This window comes from Maribacter sp. MJ134 (genome assembly GCF_003970695.1).
GTDB lineage: Bacteria > Bacteroidota > Bacteroidia > Flavobacteriales > Flavobacteriaceae > Maribacter.
The window spans coordinates 3,563,612-3,578,931 of record NZ_CP034570.1 but is presented as its reverse complement, the minus strand read 5'-3'; the positions used below and the strand labels follow the sequence as shown (position 1 = coordinate 3,578,931).

The 15,320-nt window shown below is 40.1% G+C and carries 15 protein-coding genes; 7 read left to right on the top strand and 8 right to left on the bottom strand.

Annotated features, from left to right (window positions below):
* Nucleotides 1-10: 10 nt before the first annotated feature.
* Nucleotides 11-2,893: a leucine--tRNA ligase gene (gene leuS / locus EJ994_RS15515; protein WP_126593318.1), complete on the bottom strand. Its 2,883-nt coding sequence runs from the start codon at nucleotides 2,891-2,893 to the stop codon at nucleotides 11-13.
* Nucleotides 2,894-3,084: 191 nt separating this feature from the next.
* On the opposite strand from leuS, the gene EJ994_RS15510 reads away from it, so the two are divergent.
* The 7 genes from EJ994_RS15510 to EJ994_RS15485 all read left to right on the top strand — a co-directional run bounded on the left by EJ994_RS15510 (nucleotide 3,085) and on the right by EJ994_RS15485 (nucleotide 8,650).
* Nucleotides 3,085-4,962 carry a T9SS type B sorting domain-containing protein gene (locus tag EJ994_RS15510; RefSeq protein ID WP_126593317.1) on the top strand — a complete coding sequence of 626 codons (1,878 nt, stop codon included), beginning with the start codon at nucleotides 3,085-3,087 and terminating at the stop codon, nucleotides 4,960-4,962.
* A 67-nt stretch (nucleotides 4,963-5,029) separates the two neighbouring features.
* A complete protein-coding gene (locus tag EJ994_RS15505; RefSeq protein ID WP_126593316.1) occupies nucleotides 5,030-5,908 on the top strand; it encodes a cell division protein FtsX in 879 nt (292 codons plus the stop codon).
* 9 nt (nucleotides 5,909-5,917) lie between these two features.
* Nucleotides 5,918-6,181, top strand: coding sequence for a DUF3098 domain-containing protein (locus tag EJ994_RS15500; RefSeq protein ID WP_126593315.1), 264 nt, complete (start codon nucleotides 5,918-5,920; stop codon nucleotides 6,179-6,181).
* The gene (locus EJ994_RS15495; RefSeq protein ID WP_126593314.1) at nucleotides 6,182-6,979 is read left to right on the top strand and encodes an undecaprenyl-diphosphate phosphatase; all 798 of its coding nucleotides are present in this window, start codon (nucleotides 6,182-6,184) and stop codon (nucleotides 6,977-6,979) included.
* A 12-nt stretch (nucleotides 6,980-6,991) separates the two neighbouring features.
* Entirely contained in the window at nucleotides 6,992-7,150 is a 159-nt protein-coding gene (locus EJ994_RS17490) for a hypothetical protein (protein ID WP_164721487.1), read from the top strand.
* Nucleotides 7,147-7,845, top strand: a complete 699-nt coding sequence (gene truB / locus EJ994_RS15490; protein ID WP_126593313.1) for a tRNA pseudouridine(55) synthase TruB — start codon at nucleotides 7,147-7,149, stop codon at nucleotides 7,843-7,845. The genes EJ994_RS17490 and truB overlap by 4 nt, the downstream gene beginning before the upstream one ends.
* A gap of 73 nt (nucleotides 7,846-7,918) precedes the next feature.
* Nucleotides 7,919-8,650 (top strand): hypothetical protein, encoded by a 732-nt coding sequence (locus tag EJ994_RS15485; RefSeq protein ID WP_126593312.1) that lies wholly within the window; start codon nucleotides 7,919-7,921, stop codon nucleotides 8,648-8,650.
* Here EJ994_RS15485 and EJ994_RS15480 read toward each other — a convergent pair.
* From EJ994_RS15480 to EJ994_RS15450, 7 genes are all read right to left on the bottom strand, one after another.
* A complete protein-coding gene (locus EJ994_RS15480) occupies nucleotides 8,633-9,256 on the bottom strand; it encodes a thioredoxin family protein (RefSeq protein WP_241240804.1) in 624 nt (207 codons plus the stop codon). The genes EJ994_RS15485 and EJ994_RS15480 overlap by 18 nt on opposite strands.
* A 167-nt stretch (nucleotides 9,257-9,423) precedes the next feature.
* Entirely contained in the window at nucleotides 9,424-9,789 is a 366-nt protein-coding gene (locus tag EJ994_RS15475; protein WP_126593311.1) for a hypothetical protein, read from the bottom strand.
* A gap of 30 nt (nucleotides 9,790-9,819) precedes the next feature.
* Nucleotides 9,820-10,179 carry a hypothetical protein gene (locus EJ994_RS15470; RefSeq protein ID WP_126593310.1) on the bottom strand — a complete coding sequence of 120 codons (360 nt, stop codon included), beginning with the start codon at nucleotides 10,177-10,179 and terminating at the stop codon, nucleotides 9,820-9,822.
* Between the two features lie 256 nt (nucleotides 10,180-10,435).
* Entirely contained in the window at nucleotides 10,436-11,602 is a 1,167-nt protein-coding gene (locus EJ994_RS15465) for an esterase-like activity of phytase family protein (protein WP_164721486.1), read from the bottom strand.
* A 62-nt stretch (nucleotides 11,603-11,664) separates the two neighbouring features.
* A complete protein-coding gene (locus EJ994_RS15460) occupies nucleotides 11,665-12,549 on the bottom strand; it encodes a YitT family protein (protein ID WP_126593308.1) in 885 nt (294 codons plus the stop codon).
* A gap of 12 nt (nucleotides 12,550-12,561) precedes the next feature.
* Nucleotides 12,562-13,965, bottom strand: coding sequence for a TolC family protein (locus EJ994_RS15455; RefSeq protein WP_126593307.1), 1,404 nt, complete (start codon nucleotides 13,963-13,965; stop codon nucleotides 12,562-12,564).
* A gap of 2 nt (nucleotides 13,966-13,967) precedes the next feature.
* Complete coding sequence (locus tag EJ994_RS15450) at nucleotides 13,968-15,320, bottom strand: HlyD family secretion protein (protein WP_126593306.1); 1,353 nt, start codon at nucleotides 15,318-15,320, stop codon at nucleotides 13,968-13,970.

Here is a 15,320-nt window from a genome sequence, read left to right as displayed (position 1 = left end):
TCGCTTTTGGCTAACCTACGATATTTACAATTTTCCCCGGAACTACAATTACCTTTTTGGGTGTTCTGCCCTGCAACTGTTCCTGTGTTTTTTTATGTGCCATGACCCTGGCCTCTATCTCTTCCTTGCTCAAGTCTAAAGGCAGTTCTAGCTTAAAGCGCATTTTTCCGTTGAAGGATATAGGGTATTCTTTAGCGCTTTCCACTAAATAACTCGCTTCAAATTTTGGGAAAGGCGCCGTGGCGATAGATTCCGAATGTCCTAACTTTTCCCAAAGCTCCTCGGCAATATGAGGCGCATAGGGCGAAACCAGAATAGCCAACGGTTCTAAAATAGCACGACTCGTACACTTCTGACTAGAAAGCTCATTAACACATATCATAAAAGTAGATACGGAGGTATTGAAACTAAAGTGCTCTATATCTTCTTCTACCTTTTTAATGGTTTTGTGGAGGGTTTTCAAAGCCTTTCCTAGCCTCTCCGAAGGAGGAGAATCGTTAACGTGAAATGAATTATCCGGACCTTGATGATACAAACGCCACATTTTCTTCAGGAAAGAGTGTGTTCCCGTAATACCTGCCGTATTCCACGGTTTGGATTGCTCCAAAGGCCCCAAGAACATCTCGTACAAACGCAAACTATCCGCCCCATATTCCTCACAAATAGCATCGGGATTTACAACATTGTATTTGGACTTGGACATTTTTTCGACTTCGCGACCCACGACGTATTTTCCATCCTCTAAGATGAATTCTGCATTTTCATAATCGGGTTGCCATTTTTTAAAAGCCTCAATATCTAATTCATCCGAAGAATTCACTAGCGAAACATCTGCATGAATAGGAATAACATTTCTACCTTTTGATTTTCCTTTAGAATAGACCTTATTAGACTCCATTTCTTTATAAATAAAAGCACTCGTTCCCGTAATCATACCTTGATTTATAAGTTTTCTGGCGAACTCATCTTTGGGCACCAAACCTTTATCAAACATAAACTTCTGCCAAAAACGGGCATACAATAAATGTCCTGTAGCATGCTCGCTACCCCCAATATATAAATCTACGTCTTGCCAGTAATTAATGGCCTCTTCAGAGAAAATAGCTTCCGTGTTGTGCGGATCCATATATCTGTTAAAGTACTGCGAACTCCCTGCCCAACCGGGCATGGTATTCAGTTCAAGAGGGCCTCCCTTGATCTCGGTACTTCGACTACGCTCAGCATCCAAGATGGCTTTGTTGAACGCTTCTTCCGAAACTACTTTTCCTTCATCGCCATATTGTAGCCAGTGCCACTCTTTTGCATTTCCTAAAGGGGGTTCACCGGTTTCAGTAGGTAAATATTTATCGACCTCAGGAAGTTCCAAAGGCAAGAATTTTTCGTCCAACATCTGTGGCATGCCATCCGCATCATAATACACCGGAAAAGGTTCTCCCCAATACCGCTGCCTGCTAAATACCGCATCCCGCAGACGGTAATTTATTTTACCTTCTCCTTGGCCTAAGGTCTCCAGCGTCTGTATGGCAATTTTAGAGGCTTCTTTATATCCCAATCCGTCTAAAAAGTCAGAATTAGTAATAACCGTTTTTTCTTTATCGGCAAAGGCTTCTTCAGAAATATCTACCCCCTCGAAAATATTAGGGATTGGAATATTAAAATGTTTGGCGAAATCATAATCCCGCTGGTCTCCACAAGGAACGGACATCACCGCACCGGTTCCATACCCTGCTAGGACATAATCCCCGATCCAGATTGGTATGGCCTCCTTGGTAAACGGATGCTCTGCATAGGCACCTGTAAATGCGCCGGTAATGGTTTTTACATCTGCCATACGATCGCGCTCAGAGCGTTTTGCCGTTGCCTCAACATAAGCTTCCACCTCTGCTTTTTGCTCGTCTGTCGTGATCTTCGCCACCAACTCGTGCTCTGGAGCCAAAGTCATGAAAGAAACACCAAAAATAGTATCCGGGCGGGTCGTAAAGACCTCAATCCCTCCTTTGGAGGAAGACGGGGGTAGAATGGAGAAGATTACCGAAGCACCTTGCGAACGACCTATCCAGTTTGTCTGGGAATCCTTAAGTGGCTGTGGCCAATCAATTTTCTCCAAACCATCCAACAAACGTTGGGCATACGCCGAGATACGCATGCTCCATTGGGTCATTTTTTTCCGGATAACCGGGTGACCACCTCGTTCGGAAACTCCATTTACTATTTCATCGTTCGCTAACACCGTTCCCAATGCCGGACACCAGTTCACTTCGCTCTCCGCTAAATAGGTTAATCTATATTGCAGTAATAACTGTTGTTTCTCTTTGTTAGCATATCCTTTCCAATCCGAAGCCGAGAATGGCGCTACATCATCATCACAGACCGCATGTACCCCAGCATTGCCATCAGCCTCAAAAATCGCAATCAAAGTAGTGATATCTTCCGCCTTATCGGAATCTAGATTGTACCAAGAATTGAACAATTGTATAAAAATCCACTGTGTCCATTTATAATAACTAGGGTCAGAAGTACGCACCTCGCGGCTCCAATCAAACGAAAAACCTAATTGATCTAACTGCCTTCTATAGGTCTTTATATTGGCTTCCGTGGTAATTGCCGGATGTTGACCCGTTTGTATAGCGTATTGTTCCGCAGGCAGACCAAAAGAATCATATCCCTGTGGATGCAGGACATTGAAACCTTTATGCCTCTTGTAACGCGCATAAATATCACTGGCAATATACCCTAAAGGATGCCCTACATGCAATCCAGCTCCTGAAGGATAAGGAAACATATCCAACACATAAAACTTTTCCTTTTCAGAATTGTTTTCTGCTTTAAAGGTCTCATTTTTGGCCCAATAATCCTGCCACTTTTGCTCTATTTTATTGAAATCGTACATCATAAAATACTTGTAAAAAATAAAGGATCATGCTTTCAATGCAGTGTACCACATCTTTTACATATCCTTCCCTTAATTCTCGCAAAAATAGGTGTATTCGACGAAAGTTAAAAAGATAATGCCGATTTACACCACTCTAGCCCTTAACCCTTTAAAAACAGGTAGGTTTACACAAAAGACTTATATTTATAATCGTGAAAATCCGGTCCTTCAAATCTTTCGTATGCATCCTTTTTATTCTTTGTGGTATAACAACAGAACTCAGCGCGCAATTAGGTTTCTGTGGTGGTAGTTCTGGCGACCCTATATTCTCGGAAGATTTTGGTTCTGGTCTAACCAACGGTCCAGCATTACCTGCTGGAACAACCACATACAATTATGCCGACTTTACACCAAACGATGGGGACTATACGATATCTAGTACTACCAATTATTTTGATTGGTTCAGCGTACAAGACCATACCCCTGGCGACAACAATGGCAAATCGTTTATCGTAAACGCAAGTTTTACCGCTGGTGAGTTTTACAGAAGAGAGGTTTCCGGACTATGTGAAAATACTACTTATGAATTCTCCTCTTGGCTTATAAACCTACAAAGACAAACTGGATGTGAAGGAAATGGAATCCCTGTAAATGTAAGATTTCAAATCTGGGATGAAACGGATACCAATTTGCTAGCGCAAGGAGATACCGGTGATATTCCGAACAGAACTACCCCATTGTGGGAACAATATGCCCTCGTCTTTAAAACACTTCCCGGCCAAACTTCGGTGATTCTAAAAATGCGAAACAATAGTAATGGTGGATGTGGTAATGATTTGGCCATTGACGATATAGTATTTATATCTTGCGGTGATACCGTTTCCGTGGCCAATGACCAAGAGGAAAGTGCTATCATTTTATGCGAAGATCAAGGTTCTGTAACCACCACGCTAACCGCTACACCCGACTTCTCCATTTTTACGTCTCATGCCTATCAGTGGCAAGAAAGTCCTGATTTGTTAACGTGGACTGATATATCTGGTGCTACAGCTAATAATTACACCGCAACAGGTGTAAATAGCACTACCTTCTTCAGGGCTAAAATTGCAGAAGACCCCATTAATGTGAACAACGATCTTTGTAATATTTTGTCTGACGTGTTTGAACTTCGGATACTCCCCATACCACTTGATGCCGTAAGCGAAGGCGATATAATTCGTTGTGAAAATGAGGATACACCTTTAACCGTAACTGTTCCCGGAGACTTGATCGTTAATTGGTACGATGCGCCGATTGGGGGCACACTACTTTTAGAGAATAGTACTAGTTTTTCTCCTTCGCAGGCAGGCACTTACTACGCAGAGGTAAATTCCCCGATCATAACATGCCCATCTACGAATAGAACTGCCGTTTCCTTGACCATAAACCCAGTTCCACAAGTTGAGGACGAGACTGTTCGTTTTTGCGAAGATGGCTCCGCAACACTTTCTGCAGATTTGGATAATGCCACCTACGTATGGAACACTGGAGAAAACACAAAGGAGATTGTCGTTGCTACGCCAGGTGAATACAGTGTTTTGGTGACGGACACCAATGGCTGTTCCAACACCAAGTTCATCCTTCTAGAACAGATAGACCTTCCTGTGATACAAACTATCATCTCTGACGGTCCATCTATAATAATAACTACGGCCAACCAGGGAGATTTCGAGTATTCCATAGATAATATTAGTTATCAAAGCACCCCGATATTTGATGCGCTACCAGGAGGCAGATACACTATTTACGCTAGGGGAAGAGAAGATTGTGGTGTGGTAACACAAGATTTTATCCATTTGGTCATTCCTAAATTTTTTACTCCGAACGGTGATAACATCAATGATGTGTTTCAAATCCAAGGGGTTGAGTTTTTTAATAGCAGTAGCCTTTTCATATTTAATCGATTTGGAAAACTGATTAGAAGTACAAATGAAAATAATCTAAGTTGGGACGGGACTTTTCAAGGCCAAAATTTACCTGCCACCACGTATTGGTACCGACTTAAGATTGAGGATTCCGAGTTCAAGGGAGCTTTTATGCTTAAGCGTTGAACGGTATATTCTAGAGTTCTCGCTCATTTCACATTACTTTGCTATTTTTACAATTCGATTACTAGCTATGAGTACTTCTTTTGAAAATTATCAAAGGCGAAAGCTTATTTCATCCTATTTCTCTGTAGTACTGAGTATTGCTTTGGTACTTTTTCTTTTAGGGATATTAGGTCTTTTAGTGCTCAACACTAAAAAGATGGCCGATCGGTCTAAAGAACAGATTACGATTTCAGTTTTTTTAAAGGAAGACGCTAAAGAAATCGAAGTTGAACAACTTCGGAAAACCTTAGCCATGTCCGATTATACGAAATCAGCAACCTATGTATCCAAAGAGGAAGCTGCGGAACAACATAGCCAAGAAATCGGGGAAGACTTTGTAGACTATCTAGGTTACAATCCGCTTAAAAACTCCATTGATGTAAAATTGAACGCTGACTTTGTTACTGCTGAAAAAGTTACGGAAATAGCGGATGAACTTTCCGAAAAAAGTTATGTCGATGAAGTAAGTTATGATAAGGTACTTGTGAGCATGGTAGCCAAAAGTGTTGAGAAAATCGGGTTTTGGATATTGGTGGCGAGTGGCATTTTTACCTTTATAGCGGTACTCCTCATCAACAGTTCCATACGCCTATCTATATACTCTAAACGCTTTATCATTAAAACGATGCAAATGGTGGGCGCTACAAAAACCTTTATAAGAAGGCCCTTTATTTGGCAAAACATAAAACTAGGTATGCTTGGTGCTTTATTAGCGCTTATTGCCATAGGAGGTGTGGTTTATTACGTTAATACTAATTTTCAGGATTTAGGCCTTTTGGAAGAACCGTCCATACTGATAATTTTATTGGTCGGTGTTTTTCTTTTAGGCATCCTTATCTCCCTTATAAGTACCTATTTCGCTACACAGCGTTTTTTAAATTTAAGAACGGACGAATTATATTACTAAATTTGCTTCATGGGTAAAAAGAATAAAATTGAGCAAGCACCTAAACAGGAGTTTATTTTTCAAAAGAAAAACTACTTGTTCATGTTCATTGGTTTGGCCTGTATTGCCTTAGGTTTTATTTTGATGAGTGGCGGGGGAACGGACGACCCCAATGTCTTTAATCCTGAGATATACAACTTTAGAAGAATAAGACTAGCACCTACATTAGTACTCATTGGTCTAGGAATCGAGGTGTACGCAATTTTGTTGAATCCTCACAAAAAGAAAAACTAATTGGATACCCTAGATGCTATTATCCTTGGTATAATACAGGGATTAACAGAATTTCTTCCTGTTTCCTCTAGTGGCCATTTAGAACTTGGCAAGGCTATTTTAGGTGATAATTCCGTTCCCGAAGAGAGCTTACTTTTTACGGTTGTACTTCACTTTGCTACCGCTTTGAGCACCATTGTAGTTTTTAGAAAAGATGTTTGGGAAATCTTAAGAGGATTGTTTCAATTTCAATGGAACGAAGAAGGTCAATTCTCCCTTAAAATTATTATTTCCATGCTACCCGCTGTTTTAGTCGGACTCTTTTTTGAAGAGCAACTAGAGGCCTTTTTTGGCGGTAACGTGCGTTTTGTGGGTTTTATGCTGTTGGTTACTGCTGTACTTCTTTATTTTGCCGATAAAGCTAAGGATACCGAAAAGAAGGTAAGCTTCAAAAATGCCTTCATCGTTGGTATATCACAAGCTATAGCTATGCTTCCCGGTATTTCCCGTAGCGGCGCTACCATATCAACTTCCGTTTTATTGGGGGTAGATAAGTCCAAGGCCGCCCGTTTTTCATTTTTAATGGTGGTTCCGTTAATTTTTGGAAAAATCGCCAAGGACCTCTTTAGCGGCGACCTGACCTTTAGCGGAGACAATAATTTAGCCATGGGTGCCGGATTTATTGCTGCGTTCGTCGCGGGACTAGCAGCCTGTACGTGGATGATTAAATTAGTGCGTAAAAGCAAGCTGACTTATTTTGCGATTTACTGTCTTGTTGTTGGCCTAATCGCCATTGTTTACGGCTACAGTTCTACCTAATAAATAACTTCTATGAGTTTAGTGATTGGTCCTTGGCAAGTTTTAATAGTACTTTTAGTTGCACTGATATTTCCTATCGGCCTTTTTGTTTTGGCCTATTTTATTGGAAAAAAAGCTGGATACCATAAAGCTATGAAAGAAAAAAATTTGACCAGAGAAGAAAAAATTTGAAAACCAAGGAAGATTTTTTAAACGGTCAAGTACTTCTTATAGACAAGCCCTTAGGCTGGTCTTCTTTCCAAGCCGTGAACAAACTGAAATGGGCCATTCGTAAAAAATTTCAGCTAAAAAAAATCAAAATTGGCCACGCCGGAACCTTAGACCCTTTAGCAACTGGGCTTCTTATTATCTGCGCGGGGAAATTCACGAAACGGATACCTGAATTCCAAGGTTTGGTAAAAGAGTATACCGGTACAATTACATTGGGAGCAAGCACACCCTCCTATGATTTGGAAACAGAATTGGATAAAACCTACCCAACGGCCCACATAACCGAAGCATTAATCCGCATAACTACGGAGCAATTTCTGGGCGACATACAACAGGCACCACCCATATTCTCAGCCCTAAAAAAGGATGGCAAACGTTTATACGAATATGCCAGAGCAGGAGAAGAAATTGAAATTAAAAAGCGCGCCGTACGTATTTTGGAGTTTGAAATAACAGCGGTAACGCTTCCTGCAATTGATTTTAGAATTGTTTGTAGCAAAGGCACATACATTCGCTCTATTGCCCATGATTTTGGACTTGCTTTAGGTTCTGGCGGATATTTATCCGCCTTAAGAAGAACCAAAATAGGAGATTATAACGTAGATATAGCCCTAGACCCTGAGGTCTTTGAACAACAACTGTTGGGAAAAGCATAGAGAATTTATGCTATGGCTTAGTTTCTTTGGAAGCTATACCATACTAATTTCCACAAAAAAAGGTTATATAAACATGAATTTAAATAGACAACAACTATCGCTAATCATTACCATGTTCTCCATGGCGATTATCGTATTGGTGCTCTATAACATTCATTTAGGTGCAGAGGAAGAGCAAGAAGACGATTATGTCGTTGAAATGCTTTTGGAAGAGGAGCTATTGGAAGAACTCACCGAAGAAGAAGAAAAACTACTAGAGGAAATTTCAAAGGCCGAAACCATTAAGAGCCATATGGCTTTTAATGAAACTGCAAAACCCAGTTACGGTAATCCAGAGCCATTGAAAACCCTTGATGAAATTTTGGAGGAGAAAGCTGCGATGAGCGATGGAGAGCAAACGGACGAGTTTATTTCAGATTCCGAGTATGCCGCCAGAGTAAAAGAACTTGCCCAAAAGAGAGAGGAAAAGAAACAGCTTCTTGGAGAAAAAGAAGCTCAAAAACAAGAGTTCACCAATAATCTAGCAGCGAAAAGAACCTCTATCTCCTATTCTCTGGTAGAACGAAACAGTTATAAGTTGCCGCCGCCTATTTACACCTGCATTGAGGGAGGTAAGGTTGTTATCAACATTAAAGTGGATAAATACGGAAATGTAACCGAGGCAGACTTCAATGAAAAAAGCTCCGGTACCTCTAACGGTTGCTTGGTAGATAATGCTATTACCTATGCACTAAGAGCAAAGTTCAGTGCTTCGGACAAAACTACTCAAAAAGGAACGATTACGTACCTATTCCAAAGGAAGTAGCAACAACAGGTCGGCCAAAATACTTTGTCCTTTGTCCCTGTTGTACCAAACTTGAATATCCTGTTTAAATTCAGGTTTTATCATACCGTGTACCGCTTTGTGGTCTTCCACTAATTTAGTAGCATTAGCCGACCTTGGGCCCCAGTCCGCTACCACTTCATTGCTTACATCATCTCGTACGATGAGTTTGGGAATGGACATTCCGCCGTTGGTCAAGAACTGATTCATTAAATCCGTATTTTCATCACGCAGCACAACCCGTAATTCAATATTTGGATTAAGTTCCGCTATCTTATTCATTACCGGTAATGCCGGAGACGCATCACCACACCAGCTCTCCGTAAGAACCGTCCAGGTCATTTTTTTTGAAACTGCGGTAATCTTAGAGACCGCCTCCTCACTAAATCTCAAGGTTTTGTCCCAACGTTTCATGCGCCTGTCGTTAAGTTGGGTATAATTGGCCAATGCTTCTGTTTGTACAGGGCCGGTTGACTTTCCTTCCGCTGCTAATTTTTCTACTAAGTTCCTGTATTCTTCATAAGAATAACTATTACCCAAAGCGGTAACCAGCGTATCTTCCTTTCGTATCATAGTATTAATGCTCATCCTGTTACAATCTTAATGACCTCTTAAGTTATTATGCGTCAATCGTTAAAAGTCGCTATTGCTCTTATAAGTAGTAATTATTCATAAACCTTACAGCACTTTTCGGAGAAGACCGTAAAAACTAAATATATTAAAAAAGCCCTAACCTAGGTTAGGGCTTTTAAAAGCTAATTTGAACAAGAATAGGGGTTGAATCCTTTTGGTAAGTATTTATCCGTACTAAAACCTAGGTCTATATTTTCTTCTGGCTCCTCAACCGTAATCTCCTCCAAATCGATTATCATTCCTTGATATGGATCAAAATTGTCCGGCAGATAGAAATAGGTATCATAACCCAAGTCTACCTCTTCTTCCTCTATCTCTATTAAATCCAATGCATAGCTATCTTCAGTAGCTAATTGTGACTTTTGCATCAATTGCTCTGCTGAGCAACTGTTCATGGGAACGGTATTCTCCGAAGATGAACCTTCTCCCGGTTTCGCGCTAAGGCTATACGTACACAGTAATCCAAATACTATTGCAACTGACTTCATTTTATTGATCATACTTTTATATTTATCTATTTATACTACTAACTCTTTTCTTAAATAAGCATTTTTTAAATCTGCATAAACTCTCGAAATTTTATCGGTAAAAACCTCTCCTTTTCTTTCCAATACGGCGAAAAAACTGCCATCCTTCATTTTTAGAATACTGATGACCACTACTTCCATTCCTTTAAAATTCAATAACTTCTTTAGGTTCTCTACCTTATGATCATCAAAGTTTAACGAAGTATAGATGTATTGATAGTACTTATTGGAAGGGTCCCCAATTTTTAAATTTTGACCCGGCCTCATATGCTGCCATTCCAACACTTCTACTTTTGATTCCTTTTCCTCGACATTGAACTCAGGATAAAATACTGGTCTTCTCTTTTTCATGCTTTTCTATTTCTCCAATATTGGATAGCTTATTTCACATGACAAAAATACAACGTAAAAATTATTTTAATAGTATTAATCCGTTAAATAACAGTTAATATATTATATTTCAATAGTTTTACTATTATTTTATAATGAAAACATAGGTTAACAGACTAAAAATCTCTTTCGGAAGCGAATAGTTTCATCTAAAAATTAACACTATTTATGACTATTTTATTGCAATGAGATGCAAAACCGAGCTTCAATTGTTAGATTATTCGCGAAGTTCTAAAAGTATAAACTGATTCAATTGCTTATAAAGTCTACTAAAATTGTTATCGGATACCACAACGATCGATTTGTTTCCGTTGGAGAAATTTGGACCAAAGGTTATTCCTTCAATATTATCCACTATTCCATTAGTCAATTGTGGTCGTAGGGTATCAAAATCTAAAAGTAGCTTCTTTTTCACCATCGTTATATCGGCCTCTTTAAGCGTTGTAATGGCGCTAACATCGGTTGCCCTTCTCGCGTCTACATCGTAGATTTTTACTATATTTCCACCATCCGTATATCCGGCAGAGAAGGAACGTTCCAAGGCCAAGAATTTATTCTCCTCATATTCCAATAACTCTACCAAGCCATTCAATTCAAAGGAAAAACCGTTTATCGCTGGCCTTGCTACTGGGTCCAACGGATAAGCAAACTCTTTTCCAAACTCTCCCGTAACTTTATCAATATAAGCTAATCTAATCGGGGCTCCTAGATTGGTCGTTGGCGGTTCCCCATCTTCCTTTAACGGCAATTCCATGCTCACCCAGTATCCTTTTTTGTCCGAACTTAGTGACAATCCTTCGAAAACGCCATTTTGCCTAGGTCCGTTCTCTTCTTCCTCTGATGCGCTGTACTTTAAAGGCAAGCTCATTGCTTTTATGAAATCGCCTTCTAATGACGACGTACGTACGAAGGGATTTATTTTGGCCCCGATATTCCCCTCGCTAGACCACACGAACTTATCACCATCTATCCGAATGGATTCTGAATCTACGGTTTCCAACCCAAAGTCTCGCCCCAAGGTATCCTTTAACGTAATTACGCTTGTAATTTCCAAAGAACTGAACCCATCTATATCGTAAGCTACATTAAGGGTATAGTATCTTGGTCTCTTGGAATCATCGCTAATGACCACCCACTTCCCATTCTCATAATCAATACCGGATAATCCGCCCACTATTGTATTCCCGAATTCCTGACCATCCGGAAGTACAAACTCATCAATAAATTTTACCGTGCTTGATTGGTGTTGTGCTTCGTTATCCTCCGTGGAACGCTCGGTTGTCAATACTTGGCCTTCGGTGAGGTTTTCTTCTTGGGTACAAGAGCCGATGAAAAAAGTCTGTACAAGCGTTATAGCTATAAGGTAGGTACTGTTTATCTGCATTATCATGAATTTCTCAGCATGTAGAACAATATATGTCTTCTAAATCCTTTGATTCAAAGTTATTAAATAGACCTCTTTTTAATCATTCCCCCTCTGGTATCATTTATTTTACTCATTACCACGAATGCCTTAGGGTCTATTTTAGTAATCTCAATATTTAACCTGCGTATTTCCAGTCTTGTAATCACAGTAAAGATAACGTCATACTCTTTATGGACCCCATGCCTTCCATAGCCTCCCTTGGCCTTGTAAATCGTTAAACCGCGACCTAATTTATCAATGATCATGGCTCTTATCTCCTCGTTTTTATCGGATATAATCGTTACCCCGGTATATTCTTCAATTCCTTCTATCACAAAATCCAGCGTTTTTGAAGCCGCTAGATACGTTAACATAGAGTATAGTGCCGTTTCTATAGATAGTAGATAAGCAGCTGCCAAGAATACCAAAATGTTGATGAGGATTATAATATCGCCGATTGTAGTTCCTAGCTTTCGACTTAGAAATATTGCCAAAACCTCGGTTCCGTCGAGTACACTTCCTCCTCTCACGGACAGTCCGATTCCCGCGCCCAGAAAAAATCCGCCGAAAACGGCAACCAATAATTTATCCTGTGTTATTTCTGGAAAATCAATGGTAAGCAACACTAGTGCCAAACCAAGTATAGCCAGTGCTGTTTTTACCGCAAACAACTTCCCGATTACCTTGTAACCCAGTATTACGAATGGAATATTTACTAATAAAATCAGTAAATACAGTGGAACATCCGAAGTTTCGGCGATTAGTAAGGATATTCCGGTAGCACCACCATCAATGAATTTGTTGGGCAAAAGAAAGCTCTCCAAGGCGAACGCCGCTGAAAAGATTCCTAGAACAATGAAAAATGAATCCTTTAACCATAGCTTATAGTCATTCTTTGAACTGCTATTGGATGCCTCATTTTTCATTAACGTTTCGTATTATAGATTCTCTGGATTAACCGCTAGGCTTTTGAATAATTTTGCTTTTGCCGAATAGAATTTATTTTGAACCGAATTCTGTTTTAAAACAGCATCTATCAACTTACTTTCCCTTGAATTGATCAAGAACAGCGAACTTTCTCCAAAACTAAACTTTCTTTCTTCCGCAGAGAGCATCGTTTGGTAATTAGAAACGATATCATAAATCAGAACATTTTGGGTTTCAAAAGACTCTAATTCATTATAGATTGCCAATACTTTATTGCGTATCTCAATTTGTGCATTGTCCAACTCAAACTGTGCATCGTTCAATTTAAGTTTAGCCAATCTTAAATCCCCTCTTTCTTTACGTAGAAAGAGTGGGAATTGAAACGCTAAACCTCCTTTATACTCCTCCGTAACAAAGGAATTGAGCACATCTGGGCTTTCTGTTAGAAAGTTATATTCTACATCTATTTTTGGGAGTAATTTGTTCGTTTTTAATTGTTTGTCTACCCGGAGTCCGTCAATCTTAAATCCTAATGATTTTATCTTAGGATGATTCTCTACCGTAAAACTATCCAAGGGCTTGCCAAGAATTTCCAACGTATAGTCTATATCCGCGGCCAAATCCGTATCTGGGAATACGTTGGGTTGTAGTTCTAAAGGTATATTATCATTTCCCCATAGAAAATTAGATAATTCTAAAGATTTATTACGAAACCTAACATTGGCCTGCTCTAATTCCAAGGCCCTGTTCTGAACAGCGATTTTAGCTTCTACCGTATCTATTGCGGCCTTATCGCCAGCTTCGGCACTTTTTTTGATTCCTTCGAAACGAATTTCTGCATTACTCAGAAAATTAGTAAACACTTCCCTGTCCAAATAAGCTTGTAGCCAATCAAAATAGGCCAAAGAAGCATCAAAAAGTATTTGGTTTACCAATAAATCACGATCGGCCTTGGTCTGTTCCCTGAAAAACTTTGCCTTCTTTAGGGTAGCCATACGCTCATTTATCCACAACCCTCTAGCAAGGGACATTGATATACCCGCACTGTACAGACCATTATCCGGAACGGTCTCTGTTTGACTGATAAAATCACCTTGATTCTGTTCAAAATTACCTTTCAATTCTATACCGTACCAAGTTGGTATTTTGAAGGTGGCGTTTAGTCTATCCCAATATTCACTTCCCTTGAACTCCTTGCGCTCATAACCTGCCTCTATCTTTGGGTCAAAGCCTCCACGTGCTTTCATTAAATTTGCCTGACCAATACTCAGGGTTAGACCTGCCTGTTTGGCAATTGGATGGAACTTTTTTACATAGCCCAGATATTCATTGAACTCCAATTCTAAAGAATCCTGTACTTGGGCATGGGCCACGAAGAAAAATCCAAAAAATAAACAAACAATATATTTTTGCATCCTTATTTCTTTACTGGTTTACCTTGCGCTCCCTCGGGCTGATAATAATTTGGAGGGAAACCGTTTAACTGTCTCCATATTTCATACCAGATGGGCACATCTTCCAGAAGTGCAATCGTGTCCGCACCAGAACCCGCTCTTAGCTCTGCCGGCCACTCATGATCGTCCGGATCTGGCGCCAATAAAATTCTATATTTTCCATTATCACTAATAAAGGTTTCAATGGCCACCACAACACCCCCATACGTACCGTAAGAAACGTTGGGCCAACCGCTAAAAACTATTGCAGGCCAACCATCAAACTGAATACGGACTTTTTCACCCAGATGCATCAAGGGTAAATCCAAGGGCCTTACAAAGGTTTCCACGGCCATATCAATATCCGCGGGCATAATACCTACAAGGGACTCCCCTTCTTTGAAGGTTTGACCTATACCCCCTTGAATGGCCTTGTTAATGAAGCCGTTCTGTGGCGCTCGCACGTAATACATATCGTTCCGCATGGAATAGTTGGTAAACTCGTTCTCTAGTTTTGTTACTTGCGCCTCAGAATCGAACTGGCTGGACTGCGCGGTGAACATATCACTCTCCGCTTTTGAAATTTTATTAGTGTATTCATTCTGTACACGATTTATTTCTACTCTTGCATTGATTACCTCGTTCCTTGCGGCGAGTAATTTATTCTGCTGAGAGATTAGCTTTGCCTGAGTTTCCTGAAGTTTCAGTCGTTTTTCTTCTACATCCGTCACGGCTTTAAGGCCTTCGCTCTGCAATTGTTGCGTTCGGTTAAACTGCCTTTCTGCAATTCTGATATTGGTCTCAGCCGCTTCCAGATCAATACTATCGCTCTGAACTTTTAGTTTAGACTGCAGCAATTTGTTGCGGGCTTGCTCCAACTTCAATGCCCGCTCATTGGACAAAGCCGACATTTGGTTACGTAGCGCTTTTACCTTTCCTTCATAGGAGACTACGGATGCCGATTTTGCCCTTATTTGGTCTCCTGTACGGGAAACCAAGTTAGGGTCAAAATATTCATTTTTAATCTCAGAAATAAAGAGGATGGTATCTCCTTTCTTTACATAGTCCCCTTCTTGTACGTACCATTTTTCAATCCTACCCGGTATGGGTGATTGTATGGTCTGTGGTCGTTGGTCCGGCTTCAAGGTAGTTAAGTATCCCTTACCGGTCACGTTCTGTGTCCATGGAAGAAAAAAAAGAATTAATATCATGATCCCAAAGCCTTTCAGGAACCTATTAAAGTACTTGTAATACCTTTGATGAAAAACCCTGTTGGTGGATTGATAGCCTTTTAAATCTACTCGCTTGGCTAAGCTATTTTTAGATATGTTCAACAT

Excerpts from the sequence above, each read along its gene's own strand:
- leuS (WP_126593318.1), bottom strand. The coding sequence starts at position 2,893 with ATGATGTACGATTTCAATAAAATAGAGCAAAAGTGGCAGGATTATTGG.
- EJ994_RS15505 (WP_126593316.1), top strand. The coding sequence starts at position 5,030 with ATGAGTACTTCTTTTGAAAATTATCAAAGGCGAAAGCTTATTTCATCC.
- EJ994_RS15500 (WP_126593315.1), top strand. The coding sequence starts at position 5,918 with ATGGGTAAAAAGAATAAAATTGAGCAAGCACCTAAACAGGAGTTTATT.
- EJ994_RS17490 (WP_164721487.1), top strand. The coding sequence starts at position 6,992 with ATGAGTTTAGTGATTGGTCCTTGGCAAGTTTTAATAGTACTTTTAGTT.
- EJ994_RS15485 (WP_126593312.1), top strand. The coding sequence starts at position 7,919 with ATGAATTTAAATAGACAACAACTATCGCTAATCATTACCATGTTCTCC.
- EJ994_RS15480 (WP_241240804.1), bottom strand. The coding sequence starts at position 9,256 with ATGAGCATTAATACTATGATACGAAAGGAAGATACGCTGGTTACCGCT.
- EJ994_RS15475 (WP_126593311.1), bottom strand. The coding sequence starts at position 9,789 with ATGAAGTCAGTTGCAATAGTATTTGGATTACTGTGTACGTATAGCCTT.
- EJ994_RS15470 (WP_126593310.1), bottom strand. The coding sequence starts at position 10,179 with ATGAAAAAGAGAAGACCAGTATTTTATCCTGAGTTCAATGTCGAGGAA.
- EJ994_RS15465 (WP_164721486.1), bottom strand. The coding sequence starts at position 11,602 with ATGCAGATAAACAGTACCTACCTTATAGCTATAACGCTTGTACAGACT.
- EJ994_RS15460 (WP_126593308.1), bottom strand. The coding sequence starts at position 12,549 with ATGAAAAATGAGGCATCCAATAGCAGTTCAAAGAATGACTATAAGCTA.
- EJ994_RS15455 (WP_126593307.1), bottom strand. The coding sequence starts at position 13,965 with ATGCAAAAATATATTGTTTGTTTATTTTTTGGATTTTTCTTCGTGGCC.
- EJ994_RS15450 (WP_126593306.1), bottom strand. The coding sequence starts at position 15,320 with ATGTTGAACATATCTAAAAATAGCTTAGCCAAGCGAGTAGATTTAAAA.